This is a genomic window from Bacteroidales bacterium, from assembly GCA_035299085.1.
In the GTDB taxonomy this organism is placed as follows: Bacteria; Bacteroidota; Bacteroidia; order Bacteroidales; family UBA10428; genus UBA5072.
The window spans coordinates 211,354-226,401 of record DATGXG010000045.1; the positions used below are offsets into that span (position 1 = coordinate 211,354).

The window sequence follows — 15,048 nt, forward strand, 5'->3', positions numbered from 1 at the left end:
TTGAGATTTTTATTTATTCTTTGAGGGCCAGCACTGACTGCCGATTATCCCAGTTAAAACTGAAGCCTTTTTCGACAGGTCCGTTGTTCACGATGACAAGGTTTGTCTGATCCATAAACAGGTCCAGTAACAGCATGTCATTTATTTCAAGATTTGCCTGTGGCACGGTGTCAAATTTCCCTGAAAAAGTAAGCCATATATATTCGTCGTCCAGCTGTTTGCCTTTATAATCGAGCTTTAGAGTGTCATTATCAGCCACAAGGAAAAACCTGTATTTCATATAATGATTGATCAGATCAATTTCGGACGGCCTGAAGTCTGCGGAATCAACCGGTATAATATTTTTTTCAAAAAGATGAAAGAAAAGAAGGGTAAAGTCATTGGTATACATTTTATGAGTAACAGAAATTGACTTCTGCTGTTCATTAATCTCAATATTGGTGTAGGCCACATGCAACGGATGCATCCATACAGCAGCTGTAAGAATCAGAGAAGGTAAGAATGACATCTTCAGGTTTTGAGCAAATTTACAACAAAAATTATTCCGTTCCTTGACCACCGTTTAGTTGCTTTTATCAAAAATATCATGGTAATTGTCAAGTTATCAGAAGCGGATGTCTATTTTACTTTAATTTTATGCTTTTCACATTTATGAGGCTTGTTTCCTTTATTCTGCTCCTGCTTACTGTATTTACCCGGATCTTTTCCGTGTACCTGGAAGCACAGAGAAATTTTATTGGCGTAAAAACCTGTATGTTAATAAAATTTGATAATGGTGAATTGTTCGATAATAGTTTTGCTGTGATCATTAACTTTGGAAATATATTCTGAACCATATTATGATAAAAATGAAAATACTCATCACTGGTACCGCTGGTTTTATTGGGTTTCACCTGGCAAACCGTCTCCTTAAGGAAGGGCACCAGGTGGTTGGATTGGATATCATCAATGATTATTATGACATAAAATTGAAATATGCGCGTTTATTGCAAGCGGGGATTGATCAGAATGATATAGAATATAACAAACTTCTTAAGAGTTCTAAATTCAGGAATTATCGTTTCATTAAACTGAAGCTGGATGATCGTGACAATATTAACAAGCTCTTTAAAGATGAACGCTTTGACAGGGTGTGCAACCTTGCAGCCCAGGCCGGAGTAAGATACAGCCTTACTAATCCACATGCTTATATTGAAAGCAATATAATTGGCTTTATGAATATATTGGAGGCCTGCAGGTACAATAATATTCAACACCTGGTTTATGCAAGCAGTTCCAGTGTTTACGGGCTAAATGGAAAGATTCCTTTCTCTGAAAAGGATAATGTTGACCATCCTATAAGTTTATACGCAGCTTCAAAAAAGAGTAACGAACTAATGGCTCACACTTACAGCCACCTGTTTGGTCTTCCTTCAACCGGTCTGAGATTTTTCACAGTATATGGTCCTTGGGGCCGACCTGATATGGCGTTGTTTATTTTTACCAAAGCTATAATTGAAGGTAAACCGATCCAGGTGTTCAATAATGGTGAAATGGAAAGAGATTTTACCTATATCGATGATATTGTTGAGGGAATATATAAATTACTAATAAAACAACCTTTGGGAAATCCGGCATGGGATAGTGCTCATCCTGATCCATCCACTTCCCCGTCGCCATACAGGATATTTAATATCGGAAACAGCAATCCGGTTAAACTGATGGATTTTATTCATGCCATAGAAACAGCCTTGGGAAGAAAGGCAATAATAGAATATTTACCGATGCAGAAAGGTGATGTAAAGAAAACATGGGCTGATGTCAGCAGTTTAGGCGAAGAAGTATCATTTAAACCGGATACGTCCATTCAGAAGGGTATAGGTAATTTTATAGAATGGTATCTTAGTTTTTATAAACCATCATGATTAGTAGCATGTCACTAAAATCATTGGGTTAGTCATTTGAAAGCCAATGTTTATGAAAAATATCAACCTTGAGAAATCATTTCCGTATATAATTTAGATATTTACATCAAAATCCACCAAGAATTTACCAATTATAAATTTCACAATGACGCCAGAATACTCTCAAACAGAACAGGCAGTTCGTGATTACGTTGCCAGAAATGTGCATTATGATCTTAACAAGATAACTTCCAAAACATTGTTGTTCAAGGAAGGGATTTTTGATTCCATGGCTTTTGTACTATTAATTGATTATTTGGAACAAGGTTTCAGCATTAAAGCTTCAGATGAAGACTTGATTGAAGAAAATTTCGAATCTATTGAAGCTATATCGAAATATATTCTTCGCAAGAAGGGTGTATTTGTAGAATAGGATTTTACATCCAACAAACTCACGATGTGTGGAATTTCCGGAATTTATAGTCCTTCTGGGTCAATAAATGGTGTAATCAGTATAGTGAGCAACATGCTTGCTAAGATTGAATACCGCGGCCCTGACGAATGCGGAATTTATACTAATGATCAAGTGACATTAGGCAGCGTCAGGTTAAGTATTATTGATGTAAAAACCGGGCAACAGCCACTATCTACACCCGACGGAAAATATTGGATTGTTTTCAATGGTGAAATTTTCAATTACATTGAGTTACGGCAATCGCTGCTAAAGGCAGGTCATACTTTTATAACCGAAAGTGACACTGAGGTATTGCTTCATACCTACATGGAATATGGACCTGAAGGACTTAACCGTTTGAATGGCCAGTTTGCCGTTGCTATCTGGAATAATGAAAAAAGGGAACTTTTCATGGCCCGTGATCGTGTCGGTATTCGTCCTCTGTTTTACACTTGGTCGGGAGGTCATTTTGTATTCGGATCTGAAATAAAAACCCTGTTTGAACATCCCGACACAAGGGCAGAAATTGATCCCCTGGCTCTTTCTCAGATATTCACATTTTGGACTACTATAACTCCCCGGACTATCTTTAAGAATATTTTGGAGGTCCCACCTGGTCATTATTTAACACTTTCCGGAACTGAGTTAAAAATCCGGAAATTCTGGTCACTGCAATTTCCTGTTGACGATTCTGAAATCTATAAGGGTTCAATTAAGGATGCTTCTATGCATCTTGAGCACCTGTTGGAGGATGCTGTCAGGATCAGGTTAAGGGCTGATGTACCGGTAGCTGCATATCTTAGCGGTGGTTTGGATTCAAGTGCCACTACTGAACTGATAAAAAAAATTGCTCCTTCTGATCTTCAAACCTTCTCCATTGGTTTTGAAGATGCCGAATTTGACGAATCAGGGTACCAGAAAGAAGTATCGGATTATCTTAATACAAAACATACAGCATTTACATGCAACCGTGAGGAAATTGGTAACTGTTTTCCTGCCGTTGTTTGGCATTCTGAAATACCTCTTTTACGTACGGCCCCTGTTCCAATGTATTGTCTTTCTAAGAAAGTAAGGGAAAACAATATTAAAGTGGTTATAACGGGTGAAGGAGCGGACGAAATGCTGGCAGGTTACGATATTTTTAAAGAGGGAATTATCCGTGAATTCTGGTCAAGGCAACCAGAGTCAAGGCTACGGCCATTATTGTTTCAGAAACTATATCCTTATATTGCCCAGTTCCACGGAAGAAATAAAAATGCACTAAAATTCTTTTTTGGATATAAACTTCTGGAAACGGAATCACCTTTTTATTCACATTTATTACGCTGGCATAATACTTCAAACCTGTGCAACTACTTCTCAGAGGAATTGAAATCTCTGGTTGCTGTTAATGAAGGATTTGATGAAGTTATGCAAGTGTTACCCAGTGAATTTAATAAATACAGCAGACTCGGTAAATCACAATGGCTGGAATCCGTCATTTTCATGTCTGGTTATCTGCTTTCATCCCAGGGAGATCGAATGGGAATGGCAAATTCCGTTGAAGGAAGATATCCGTTTCTGGATTACAGGGTTATGGAATTTGCTGCCAAACTGCCGCCTGGTTTTAAGATGCATGGTTTAAACGAAAAATACATTCTGAAGCAAATCATGAAAGACAGGTTGCCATTAAGTGTATTGAAAAGGCCTAAGCAAGCTTACAGGTCACCAATTTCGGGCAGTTTATTTTCTAATACAGCAAAAAATTATACTGAAGACCTGTTATCAGAACATGAAATAAAAAGAACAGGGTTGTTTAATGCGTTAAAAGTAAATGGTTTGGTTGAGAAAATTAAAAGCTCAGAAATACAAACTGAGAACGACAATATGGCTTTGTGCGGAATACTTTCCATGCAAATTCTCTATCATCAATACATTTTTAAAGACAGTTTCAGGCCTTCAGGGAATAAACTCACTAATCTCCGTATTTTTAGAGAAACCAATCCAATGTATACCTAAACAATTAATCATATGAGTCAACCTAAAGTAAAATTCAACAAGGATATTCTCGTTATTCCCGATATCGAAAAAGTTTGTGATACAATTGTTGCAACTCTCCGCGAAAATGTCTATAAAACACTTAACCGGTCCGGAGGCGTAGTTGGTATTTCCGGCGGAATTGATTCTTCTGTTTGCCTGGCCTTGTCGGTTAAGGCTTTTGAAGCTGAAAATGTACTGGGCATAATGCTTCCTGAAAAAGATTCAAGTGACGACAGTGCCATTTTTGCGCAGAAATTGGCTGAAAAATTTGGTGTTAAAGCAATAACCGAAAACATAACCGGTGCATTAACAGGTTTTGGATGCTATTTAAGGCGTGATGAGGCAGTTAAAAGAGTTTTTCCCGAATATGATCCGGCAACTCACAAGATGAAAATTGTGGTTAAGACATCCGGTTTGTATACTAATCTTCCTCCCCTGTTCTCAGTAGTTATTGTAGATAAAGAAGGAAGGGAACAAAGCAAACGTTTGCCTGCATCTGAATTTCGGCAAATTGAGGGTGCTTCAAACTTCAAACAGCGTTGCCGGATGTCCATGTTGTATTATCATGCCGAAAGACTTCATTATGCGGTTATTGGTACACCCAACAAGCATGAGGTGGAGCAGGGATTTTTTGTTAAATACGGAGATGGAGGCGCTGATGTAATGCCGATTGCTCATCTGTATAAAACACAAGTATACCAGTTGGCCCGATATTTGGGAGTTCCGCAGGAAATAATCAACAGGACTCCTACAACTGATACATACAGTGCAGAGCAGACGCAGGAAGAATTCTTTTATCAGATGCCATTCCACCAAATGGATCTGCTTTGGTATGGCTTCGAAAACAACTTTGATATCGGGGAAGTAGCACCGGTTATGGGAATGACAACAGAACAGGTGAAAAGTGTTTTTGTAAATTTTGAAAGAAAACTCAAGACAACAGGTTATTTGCGAATGCCTCCGATCAAAATGTAAGAACACTTCATCCAAATTCCACAACTATGAATGCGGTCGATTATTTTTTTGAAACTTCTTCTGTATTAGAAAAGGAATTTGTAATTGGTTCAAAAGAGAAAGTAACATTCAAAAATCTTTACAGCCAAAGCAATAATCTGGCAATATATTTGCAAAAAACGATCGGTGAAAATCAGAACATCCTTTTAATTGCTCCTAATTCAGTTTTTTTTATAATTGCTTACCTGGGTATAATGAAATCAGGCAATACCGTTGTTCCTTTAAACCCGGAAGTTGAGCAAGCTAACCTTGATTACATTCAAAACAAATGTCAATCCCCCCTGGTCTTAACCACCTCCCGCATAAAAGCCCGTTTTGAGTTAAGAAATATTGGAATCATTGACGAAGTAATGTTGAACGAAATAACGGAAGTTAATGAGTCCTTTCAACCTCTAAAATCCGATACGAATTCCAATCAGCTTGCTGAAATTATTTTTACCTCCGGATCTACAGGAGAACCAAAGGGTGTAATGATAAGTCATAAAAACCTGATTGCCAATACCGCGTCCATTATTCAATACCTTGTATTAGGCAGTTCTGATACTATGCTTGTAGTTCTGCCATTCTATTATTGTTATGGACTGTCCCTGCTTCACACACATTTACGGGTTGGAGGAAGTATAGTCCTGAACAATATGTTTATTATGCTGGGTGGGATTATCAATGATCTCAAGAAATATAAATGCACAGGATTTGCAGGGGTGCCAAGCCATTTTCAGATTCTGTTGCGAAAATCGAACAGTTTTAAAAACAGCACATTCCCGGATTTGAAATATGTAACCCAGGCAGGTGGAAAGTTGCATAACGCATTTATAAGCGAGTTCATCGAATCATTCCCATCGATAAAGTTTAATGTGATGTACGGACAAACGGAGGCTACTGCCAGGTTAGCATGGTTGCCACCGGAAATGCTTCCCGGTAAGATCGGTTCATGTGGCAAAGCAATCCCCGGTGTAACCTTGAGGGTAAGCGATGATAAAGGAAAAGATATTAAACCGGGCGAAACAGGGGAAATACTTGCCTATGGAGATAACATCATGCAGGGATATTACAGGGACCCGGAATCTACAGCTCAGGCAATAATAAATGGCTGGCTGCGTACCGGGGACCTTGCAACCGTTGATAATGAGGGTTTTATTTATTTGACAGCCCGCAAAAAGGAAATCATTAAAGTCGGTGGCCGACGAATAAGTCCCAAAGAAATTGAGGAGGTTATAGTTTCAATGCCTGAGGTAATTGACTGTAACATTGAAGGCGTTTATGATGATTTATTGGGAGAAGCCATAAAAGCGACTGTTGTTTTGAAGGAAAACCTTGAATCACCTATTGGCATAGAACAACTTAAAGCCTGGTGTTATGAAAGGCTTGCAACCTATAAAGTACCTCAAATTATTCAGATCAGTGATAATATTACCATTACAGCAACCGGGAAGAAACTTAAAAAACAGTCATAAGTTTTCTATTCATGACAAGTTTTGCATCCAGGTCTGTTCATAATAGCTCCTTTATTCCGTATCGCTTGAATTTCCTTTCCATTCCAAATATCATCAAATGAATTCACAGACAAATCACCTACAATAACATTCTCGTTATAGATTTTAGTGCAAGGCCTTACCTTATTGTAAGCAGTCACATTAAATGTGAAAAAAGACAGCTTACAGTTTTTCTTCCTTATGTAGTCTGAGAATTTGTATTTTCTTCTAATCGAGGTGACCTCTTCAATCAGTCTAAATTCTGAACAACCTATTTCCTTTGAATACTTTCTTGCATCATTCTGTTGAGATTTATTCCATGGAAGGTCAATCATCTGCCACTCAATTTGGATGTGGCTTTTATTAATTTCCTTAAACATGATGATTTTTTTAAGATTACTAATCACCAATTCATAATTGCCATTTGTTCTATACTGTTTATAAACAGCTTCTGTTATCCCGTCTATAGCAACTACAATTCGGTCAAGTCCGGAAAGTACCAGGTTCTTCCAAAAAGTATCCGGTTTTGATATTGATAGATTTGTAGAAATAATGGTGCCAATATTCCTACTATTGGCATATTTGATATAATCTACTATATTCTCATTTTCAAGCGGTTCGCCAATCTCATATAATGAGACGAGGAAAATATAGTTTTGTAATTTGTCAATCAATGTTTTATAATCTTCAAACGGATAAAAGAGATTCTCCTTGGGTTCAAGACAATACAGACATTTGACTTCGCATTTCCGGCTGATTTCAACACGTAAAAACGCAGGTTTTGATTTAAGAATTCCGTCACCCTTTATCCAATAGAAGGCAGCTCTAAGTAAATTGTATACTTTTTTTGCAGAGGCATGACGAATAAATTGGAAATAGCGCTTGTACTTCCATTGTTTAATGGTTTGGCGGGATTTCATCATACAGATTTAGGCAGGTCAAAGATACTAATAGATATTCTGTTTTGCAATCATCCTTAAATATTCTTACTCTAACATATAGATTTACCACAATAAAGAAGAACTTAATCAAAAATGACAAAATCTTACTCAGATTTGTCTGAGCAAACCTTTATATTTGTCAAAGTATTGGTTAACAATCCAAAAGAGTTAAATTTATAAACCCTAAAACGGTATAGTCAAATGGTCATTGATCATATCTGTATTGCAGTAAACAATTTAACTGAATCAATTGAGTATTGGTCCAACATATTTGGATACACTCAAATGACAATTCCAGTTCTAAATACAAGGCAGAAAGTAAAAGTTGTTTTTTTAAAGAAAGATCAAAGCATAATGGTGAAGCTTATTGAACCCACTGATGATAATAACTCACTGAAAAAGTTTGTGGAACAAGGTGGAGGTTTTCACCATATTTGCTTTAAATGTGACAATTTAGGGACCAAGATATCAGAACTCAATTCATTAGGCGTGAGAATGCTTGTTCCTCCTCAGCCCGGTGAGGCATTTGCCAATAATGAAATTGCATTCTTCTGGGCCAAAAACAGAATTAACTTTGAATTAATACAAACCGATGAAAAAGCGGGTATCATAGATAATATAATCGACCATAAGTAAATGTTGAACCCAGGAATTATTCTATTCATCAAAATAATATGACTATCCGGATTTTTTTGATTTTATGGAATTATCTTTGTATTAATTGTCCCAAACCCTAATTTCACTCATGTACCAGAACGTTAGACTTTCTGATAAAATGGCCAAAATTCTGGCTTTTTCAATATCCCTTATTATACTTTCTGCCTCATGCGTAACACAACGGGATTTGGAATATATGAAAAAGGATAAACGGGTTCCGGCCGTCGTTAAGGAAGCTCCCTTTTCTGAATACAAATTACAACCTAATGATGGTTTATATATTCAAATAAACAGTCTTGATGATGCTGCGTCCAATATTTTTGCTCAGAATGCAGCTGGTGGTCAAACAACATTGGATCCTTACAGTGCCTATTTAAATTCATATGTAATTGATGAACAGGGATTTGTTCAATTACCTGTCATTGGTAAAATCAAGGTATCCGGAATCACAACCAACCAAGTCACCGATTTAATTAAAGATTCTGTGCAGAATATTCTTAGTCTGCCTGTAATCACAGTTAAATTGGTGAACCAATACGTTACAATACTGGGAGAAGTTGGAACTCCTGGCCATTATGTCTATTCTCAGAATAAATTTAATGTATTCAATGCATTGGGGCTTGCAGGAGATATTTCAGCCACAGGAAACCGTGAAGAGATAACGCTTATCAGGAATGAAAATGGAAAAACGAATAGAATAAAACTAGACCTGACAAGTCCAGAAATATTATCATCGAATTATTTCTACATCCAGCCAAACGATGTAATTTATGTTAAGCCGTTGAGAAAACGTATCTGGGGAATGGAAACGGTACCATTTGCTGTTATTTTCTCAACAATTACTACCGGATTATTAATATACACCATCATTCAGCAATAATTACAATAGGCTATATATGTATCAGGCACAATCTCAAATTGCTGTTCAGGAAGAATCCGATCTTAAAAGGGCTTTAGGATTATTCACCCGAAATTATAAGTTACTTTTGATATGTGCGGTAATTTCAATTGCTTTGGCCTATTTTTATAATCGGATAGCCGTACCTGTATATTACAGCAAAGCGGCTTTGTTGATTGAAAATAATGATCAACCTCAAATGAGAGGCGGTTCGAGTTCAGAGGAATATATCAACATGGATCTTTTCGGACGTAACCAAAGTTTTCAGAATGAATTATATGTTTTAAAATCAACTCCTGTAATTGAACAAACAATTAAGAATCTTGATTTGAGTGTAAATTACCTTCTTAAAAACAGGTTTCGCTATTTTGATGCCTATAAGAATTTACCCTTTAAAATAGTGTTTTTAAAAGAACACGTTCAGCCTGTAAACGTTAGATTCCTTGTTTCTTTGCATAAAGGCAATAAATATACGGTAAAAGTAGAAAAGACTAATGCACTATTTACAAATCTGTATACCGAAAACAATACTTATTCTAAAGAAGGATGGACTTTTGAGAAAACAGGAAAGTATGGTGATTTGATAGAGACCAATGATCTCGCCTTTGTAATATTCAAAGACAGCATAGCAAAAAACTATATACCGGATTATTTTGTTTACGCATTTTCTTTCTCGACTGTTCCCAGTTTAATAGGCCAAATTAAAAATCAACTTAATTTCAGTATAATTGACCGCGATGCTACCGTTGTCGAAATTGGTGTTAATACTACTTCTTATCTGAAAGGGAATGATATTATAACAGAATTAATGGATGTATATTCGACTCTTAACGTAAATCGTAAAAATCATATTGCCGAAGTTACTATCGAATATATTGAAAGACAATTAGGTGAAATATCTGATTCTCTTAATATGACTGAAGACAATTTACAGCGTTTCAGATCGTCACGGGAACTGCTTGATGTAAACGATCAAGCCAACGGGATGTCGGAACAATATATGAACCTTCAGAATCAGATGGCAGAATTGATTACCAAAAAGCGCTATTATGATTATCTGTCAGAGTATTTAGCAAATAATGATGATGTTTCAAATGTTATAGTCCCTACCTCTATGGGAGTTGATGATGAAGTACTTAACGGTTTAGTAGCTACTTTGATTACTGCACAAACGCAACGTTCAAATTTAATCCGCAATCACCAGGAAAGAAATCCAATGGTGCCGCGACTTGGTATTCAAATTGAAAACAGCAAAAAAACAATACGCGAAAATATTTCAGCCGTTCAGAAGACCACAGAGATCGCAATTGATGAAATGGATAAAAGAATTAACAAAATAAAATCTGACATCAGTCGTGTTCCCAAAACTCAACGTCAATTAGGCGGTATTGAAAGAAAGTACAGGTTGAATGATGCCATATATAATTACCTTCTTGAAAAAAGAGCCGAAGCTAAAATTTCACAGGCATCAAATTTACCGGATAACGTTATCATTGAATCTGCAAATTTTGCAGGAAAGGTTTCGCCTAATACCCGTAAGAATTACCTTATAGCATTTATACTGGGACTAATGTTCCCCTATGGCTTCTTATTCCTGAAAGGAATGATAAGTGAAAAACTTGATTATAATGAACGAATCGACCGATTTACCGATGCTCCAATTCTAGGTAAAATTCCACACAGCAGAAAGAAAAGTAATAATGTGGTTCATGAAAACCCAAAATCAACGTTAGCTGAAGCTTATCGTGCACTCCGGACAAATATTGAATACCGGTTTAAGGACACACCCCACAAAGTAATTTTGGTTACTTCAAGTATTGAAGGTGAAGGAAAATCATTTAATGCTCTTAATTTGGCTATGGTTTATGCCCATCTGGGTCGTAAAACAATTTTAATCGATTTCGATCTTCGTAAACCAACCGGTTATTTTTCAGAGAAAAGCATAGCCTCTGTTGGATTGAGTTCATATTTTGCTGAAGCTATCAGCCTGGAGGATATAATTCAACAATCACCCCATAACAAATTAGATTATATTCCCTCAGGCCCCATTCCCCCAAATCCAGTTGAAATGATGGCCTCGAATGACCTTAAGCAGCTATTTAATCAATTAAAGGGGCAATACGAGTATATAATATTGGATGCAACACCACTGGCTCAGGTTTCTGATGCCTATTTGCTGATGGATGATGCTGACTTGAAAATTATAATTGCCAGATATAATTATACACTAAAGAAGATCTTTTTCTTGATCATGAATGATTTAAAGCAAAAGAAAGTTGAAAATCTATGTATAGTATTGAATGACAACAGAATAGGTGTAGATCAATATGGTTATGGATATGGCTATAATAATAGAAAGAAGGATCCAATTATAAAAAAGAACAAGAACCCTAAAATTTGATTTTTTGGAAATAATCAGAACATATAGCAAGGATAAAGATTTAGGCAATCCAGGTAAAAGCGCCCGATGGTATGCCATTTATACCAAGCCTCATCATGAGAAGGATGTTTTCAAAAAACTAAATGAACTTGGTATCAAGGGCTATCTTCCGCTTATAACTACAATCAGGCAATGGAGTGACAGAAAAAAGAAAATAAAACTGCCACTTTTTAATTGCTATGTTTTTGTATATATAACCTATGATGATTATTTCAGGGTTTTAAATATTCCAGGAGTGGTTCGGTTCATAACATTCGAAGGAAAAGCAGTTGCCATCCCTGAAAAACAGATCCAGGTCGTAATGAATCTCCTTCAACACGAAATTGAAGCACAAGAGATCCAGTACGATTTTTATAAGGGAGCTACTGTTGAAATTGTCAGTGGTCCCTTATCAGGAATATTTGGTGAACTGGTAAATTTGGATAAGAAAAGAGTCATTATCCGAATTAGTGCAATTCATAAGTCCATGGTAATACATGTCCCTATGAACTTGCTGCGTTTGGTGAGTTAATTAGAATCAGATTTATCTGATTATCCTAAATAGTAAAAATCTGGCTATCACAAATTGTGACTGGCTAGGCGAAGCTTTGAAATATGGATATAAACTCTGATAAACCACTTTTAATAAATCTTCCCAAAATTGAAGATCTCAGGGGAAATTTATCATTTATAGAAGAAGAAAATCATATCCCCTTTAAAATAAAACGTGTTTATTGGATTTATGATGTTCCCGGAGGTGAACAACGAGGCGGTCACGCATTTAAGGAACAGAAGGAATTTGTCGTTGCACTCTCCGGCAGTTTTGAAGTAATTATTCATAACGGTGAAAATGCAGTGAGGTATAATCTCAACCGGTCATATTTTGGTCTGTATATTCCAAACGGCCTGTGGAGGCATATGGAAAACTTTAGTACAAATTCAGTGGTATTGATACTCTCGTCTACTGAATTTTCAGAAACTGATTACGTGAGAAGTTTTACCGAATACCTGAGGTTTATTGCCAATGAATAGCACAGTTTACGATTGCAGTGTTGTGTACTTGTCAAAAATACATAACAGAGCTGGAAATTTAACAGCTCTTGAAAATAATACAAGTATACCCTTTGATGTTAAAAGGGTCTATTACCTGTATGACGTTCCCGGTGGTGAAGACCGAGGCGGGCATGCACATGTTCAGTTACAGCAGTTTATTATTGCTGTCAGCGGTGCTTTTGAAGTTTTACTTAATGATGGTATCAATAAAAAAATTATATACCTTGACAGGCCATATATAGGCATTCATATCGTTCCTGGAATCTGGCGTGAACTGTTGAACTTTTCATCCGGTGCTATTTGCCTTGTTCTGGCATCAATGAAATATTCTGAAACCGATTATATTAGAAGCTATTCCGATTTCTTAACACTGAAAAAACACTGACATGTTGCTGGAAGTTGATGCGGCCACATATTATAAATTTTTCCCTGTTAATCCCCATTCATTCATTTCAGATCCTTTTATTAATCTTAATAAATCGAAAACCGAAAAAATCATTTATTTGATTGCAAATCCTGAAAAGCCTTCTGTTGGACTTGTAACTGGCATGAAGAACAGAATTTTACTTTCTCACTTTTCGGCACCATTTGGTGGTTTTCATTTTCGCAATGAAATTGTTTATATCAGCGATTTGGATTTTTTTCTTAAATCGCTTAACAATTATATGGTGGAAAATGATTTATCAGGCATTGATATAGTCCTTCCACCGGATATTTATCATCAAACCTTTAATTCAAAGATCTCATCTTCACTTCTTAGAAACGAGTTTCATGCTAATGTTCCTGAAATAACCAATTGGGTTGACCTTCATAGGTTCAGTGGAGAATTTAGTCAAAAGAACAGCAGAGAATATTACAGGCAGGCTTTACGAAATAATCTGGTATTTGAAAAAGCTGAAGATTTGAATGATAAAATTAAAATATATAACCTGATTAAAAGCAACAGGGAGAAATTTGGTCGCCCGATTTATATGTCTTTCGATGATGTTATTCAAACAGGCAACCTATGGCCTGTAGATTTCTTCAAAGTATCAGTTTCAAATTCCCTGGTTGCATCTGCCATATTTTACAGAAATCACAGTGAGATTGTTTATGCGACTTTTTGGGGTGATAATGAGGAAGGCAGACCTTTAAGGGCAATGGATTTTCTTTCATATAACTTATGGCAATACTATAAAAACCAGGGCTTCCATTATATTGACCTCGGAATTTCAACTGAATCAGGAATACCAAATGAAGGTTTATTACGGTTCAAGGAAAGTCATGATGCCGTTTCTTCATTAAAATATAAATTCTCACGAAGAATAAATCCTAAATAAATGTTTGTTTTAAACCCAGATCCCTACAGCCTACCTTGTTACAGAATAGGGCCTTTTCAGACAAAGGATCTTTCATTTAATCATTGTTTGCAGGATAGTGATGAAATAGATGATTATTTAAACGAAAGATTTCAGGGGAAAGATTACCAGTTTACTCAAAATGCAAGAAAGGCAATAAACATTGCATTAAGCCACTACGGTTTGCAGAGAGATGACGTGGTTACAATATTGACCACTACAGAAAACTTTTATATTAGCGGTTGCGTTACCCGTGAGATTGAAAAATTCTGCGAATGGTCCAGAAAATTAACTGATAAAACAAAAGTTATTTTTGTTAATCACGAATTCGGCTATCCTTACAACAATATTCAAAAGCTCAAACAATATAATCTGCCCATTATTGAAGATTGTGCCAATTCGTTTTTCTCCCGTGATCACAGGAATGAAATAGGACATACAGGTGATTTTGTGGTATACAGCCTTCCCAAAATGTTCCCGATTCAGATCGGCGGCATATTGGTATCGAATCTTCAAAGTAAGTTAAACATTGATGATCAGGTTGAATATGAAACACTTAAATATATTAAAAAAGTACTTTCCTATCATATTGCCTTTAAAGATGAGATAATAAAGAAAAGAATCCACAATTATAATTTTCTAAAATCAAAATTTGCAGAACTTGATTTATTTGAACGTTTTGATTTAGACGAATATATCATTCCAGGCGTTTTTATGTTCCGAAATAATAGTCAGAATCTTAACCTTCCCGAACTGAAAACCTTTCTCTACGCACATGGGATTCAGTGCAGCGTATTTTATGGTGAAGAAGCGTTTTTTATTCCGGTCCATCAGGCACTGAGTGAACAAGATATGCTTTACTTTTATGAAGTAGTCAAGTCCTTTATAAACAGGTAGTAAG

The 15,048-nt window shown here is 36.2% G+C and carries 16 protein-coding genes; 14 read left to right on the plus strand and 2 right to left on the minus strand.

Features of this window, described 5'->3' with window-relative positions:
* Positions 1 to 13: 13 nt before the first annotated feature.
* Positions 14 to 508 (minus strand): DUF6702 family protein, encoded by a 495-nt coding sequence (locus tag VK179_15105; GenBank protein HLO60075.1) that lies wholly within the window; start codon positions 506 to 508, stop codon positions 14 to 16.
* A gap of 128 nt (positions 509 to 636) precedes the next feature.
* On the opposite strand from VK179_15105, the gene VK179_15110 reads away from it, so the two are divergent.
* From VK179_15110 to VK179_15135, 6 genes are all read left to right on the plus strand, one after another.
* Positions 637 to 831 carry a hypothetical protein gene (locus VK179_15110; GenBank protein HLO60076.1) on the plus strand — a complete coding sequence of 65 codons (195 nt, stop codon included), beginning with the start codon at positions 637 to 639 and terminating at the stop codon, positions 829 to 831.
* A 17-nt stretch (positions 832 to 848) separates the two neighbouring features.
* On the plus strand, positions 849 to 1,904 hold the full coding sequence (locus VK179_15115; protein HLO60077.1) for an NAD-dependent epimerase: 1,056 nt from the start codon (positions 849 to 851) through the stop codon (positions 1,902 to 1,904).
* A gap of 145 nt (positions 1,905 to 2,049) precedes the next feature.
* Complete coding sequence (locus VK179_15120; protein HLO60078.1) at positions 2,050 to 2,316, plus strand: acyl carrier protein; 267 nt, start codon at positions 2,050 to 2,052, stop codon at positions 2,314 to 2,316.
* Between the two features lie 24 nt (positions 2,317 to 2,340).
* Positions 2,341 to 4,335, plus strand: coding sequence for an asparagine synthase (glutamine-hydrolyzing) (gene asnB, locus VK179_15125; GenBank protein HLO60079.1), 1,995 nt, complete (start codon positions 2,341 to 2,343; stop codon positions 4,333 to 4,335).
* A 12-nt stretch (positions 4,336 to 4,347) separates the two neighbouring features.
* Positions 4,348 to 5,331 (plus strand): NAD(+) synthase, encoded by a 984-nt coding sequence (nadE, locus tag VK179_15130; GenBank protein HLO60080.1) that lies wholly within the window; start codon positions 4,348 to 4,350, stop codon positions 5,329 to 5,331.
* Positions 5,332 to 5,357: 26 nt separating this feature from the next.
* A complete protein-coding gene (locus VK179_15135; protein HLO60081.1) occupies positions 5,358 to 6,824 on the plus strand; it encodes a class I adenylate-forming enzyme family protein in 1,467 nt (488 codons plus the stop codon).
* 5 nt (positions 6,825 to 6,829) lie between these two features.
* Here the strand turns inward: VK179_15135 and VK179_15140 are convergent, their stop codons facing one another.
* Entirely contained in the window at positions 6,830 to 7,765 is a 936-nt protein-coding gene (locus VK179_15140; protein HLO60082.1) for an SPASM domain-containing protein, read from the minus strand.
* Positions 7,766 to 7,984: 219 nt separating this feature from the next.
* Here VK179_15140 and VK179_15145 point away from each other — a divergent pair, with 219 nt between their 5' ends.
* The 8 genes from VK179_15145 to VK179_15180 all read left to right on the plus strand — a co-directional run bounded on the left by VK179_15145 (position 7,985) and on the right by VK179_15180 (position 15,044).
* Positions 7,985 to 8,419, plus strand: a complete 435-nt coding sequence (locus tag VK179_15145; protein ID HLO60083.1) for a VOC family protein — start codon at positions 7,985 to 7,987, stop codon at positions 8,417 to 8,419.
* A gap of 109 nt (positions 8,420 to 8,528) precedes the next feature.
* Positions 8,529 to 9,320 (plus strand): polysaccharide biosynthesis/export family protein, encoded by a 792-nt coding sequence (locus tag VK179_15150; GenBank protein ID HLO60084.1) that lies wholly within the window; start codon positions 8,529 to 8,531, stop codon positions 9,318 to 9,320.
* 16 nt (positions 9,321 to 9,336) lie between these two features.
* Positions 9,337 to 11,739: a polysaccharide biosynthesis tyrosine autokinase gene (locus VK179_15155; protein HLO60085.1), complete on the plus strand. Its 2,403-nt coding sequence runs from the start codon at positions 9,337 to 9,339 to the stop codon at positions 11,737 to 11,739.
* Between the two features lie 4 nt (positions 11,740 to 11,743).
* The gene (locus tag VK179_15160) at positions 11,744 to 12,289 is read left to right on the plus strand and encodes a UpxY family transcription antiterminator (GenBank protein HLO60086.1); all 546 of its coding nucleotides are present in this window, start codon (positions 11,744 to 11,746) and stop codon (positions 12,287 to 12,289) included.
* 83 nt (positions 12,290 to 12,372) lie between these two features.
* Complete coding sequence (locus VK179_15165; GenBank protein HLO60087.1) at positions 12,373 to 12,789, plus strand: FdtA/QdtA family cupin domain-containing protein; 417 nt, start codon at positions 12,373 to 12,375, stop codon at positions 12,787 to 12,789.
* Entirely contained in the window at positions 12,782 to 13,195 is a 414-nt protein-coding gene (locus VK179_15170; protein ID HLO60088.1) for an FdtA/QdtA family cupin domain-containing protein, read from the plus strand. The genes VK179_15165 and VK179_15170 overlap by 8 nt, the downstream gene beginning before the upstream one ends.
* A 1-nt stretch (position 13,196) precedes the next feature.
* The gene (locus tag VK179_15175; GenBank protein ID HLO60089.1) at positions 13,197 to 14,129 is read left to right on the plus strand and encodes a hypothetical protein; all 933 of its coding nucleotides are present in this window, start codon (positions 13,197 to 13,199) and stop codon (positions 14,127 to 14,129) included.
* Entirely contained in the window at positions 14,130 to 15,044 is a 915-nt protein-coding gene (locus VK179_15180; GenBank protein ID HLO60090.1) for a DegT/DnrJ/EryC1/StrS family aminotransferase, read from the plus strand.
* The last annotated feature ends 4 nt before the right edge of the window (positions 15,045 to 15,048 follow it).

What these genes read in the sequence shown, in the direction of transcription:
- VK179_15105 (HLO60075.1), bottom strand. Translation starts at nt 508, where the DNA reads ATGTCATTCTTACCTTCTCTGATTCTTACAGCTGCTGTATGGATGCAT.
- VK179_15110 (HLO60076.1), top strand. Translation starts at nt 637, where the DNA reads ATGCTTTTCACATTTATGAGGCTTGTTTCCTTTATTCTGCTCCTGCTT.
- VK179_15115 (HLO60077.1), top strand. Translation starts at nt 849, where the DNA reads ATGAAAATACTCATCACTGGTACCGCTGGTTTTATTGGGTTTCACCTG.
- VK179_15120 (HLO60078.1), top strand. Translation starts at nt 2,050, where the DNA reads ATGACGCCAGAATACTCTCAAACAGAACAGGCAGTTCGTGATTACGTT.
- asnB (HLO60079.1), top strand. Translation starts at nt 2,341, where the DNA reads ATGTGTGGAATTTCCGGAATTTATAGTCCTTCTGGGTCAATAAATGGT.
- nadE (HLO60080.1), top strand. Translation starts at nt 4,348, where the DNA reads ATGAGTCAACCTAAAGTAAAATTCAACAAGGATATTCTCGTTATTCCC.
- VK179_15135 (HLO60081.1), top strand. Translation starts at nt 5,358, where the DNA reads ATGAATGCGGTCGATTATTTTTTTGAAACTTCTTCTGTATTAGAAAAG.
- VK179_15140 (HLO60082.1), bottom strand. Translation starts at nt 7,765, where the DNA reads ATGATGAAATCCCGCCAAACCATTAAACAATGGAAGTACAAGCGCTAT.
- VK179_15145 (HLO60083.1), top strand. Translation starts at nt 7,985, where the DNA reads ATGGTCATTGATCATATCTGTATTGCAGTAAACAATTTAACTGAATCA.
- VK179_15150 (HLO60084.1), top strand. Translation starts at nt 8,529, where the DNA reads ATGTACCAGAACGTTAGACTTTCTGATAAAATGGCCAAAATTCTGGCT.
- VK179_15155 (HLO60085.1), top strand. Translation starts at nt 9,337, where the DNA reads ATGTATCAGGCACAATCTCAAATTGCTGTTCAGGAAGAATCCGATCTT.
- VK179_15165 (HLO60087.1), top strand. Translation starts at nt 12,373, where the DNA reads ATGGATATAAACTCTGATAAACCACTTTTAATAAATCTTCCCAAAATT.
- VK179_15170 (HLO60088.1), top strand. Translation starts at nt 12,782, where the DNA reads ATGAATAGCACAGTTTACGATTGCAGTGTTGTGTACTTGTCAAAAATA.
- VK179_15175 (HLO60089.1), top strand. Translation starts at nt 13,197, where the DNA reads ATGTTGCTGGAAGTTGATGCGGCCACATATTATAAATTTTTCCCTGTT.
- VK179_15180 (HLO60090.1), top strand. Translation starts at nt 14,130, where the DNA reads ATGTTTGTTTTAAACCCAGATCCCTACAGCCTACCTTGTTACAGAATA.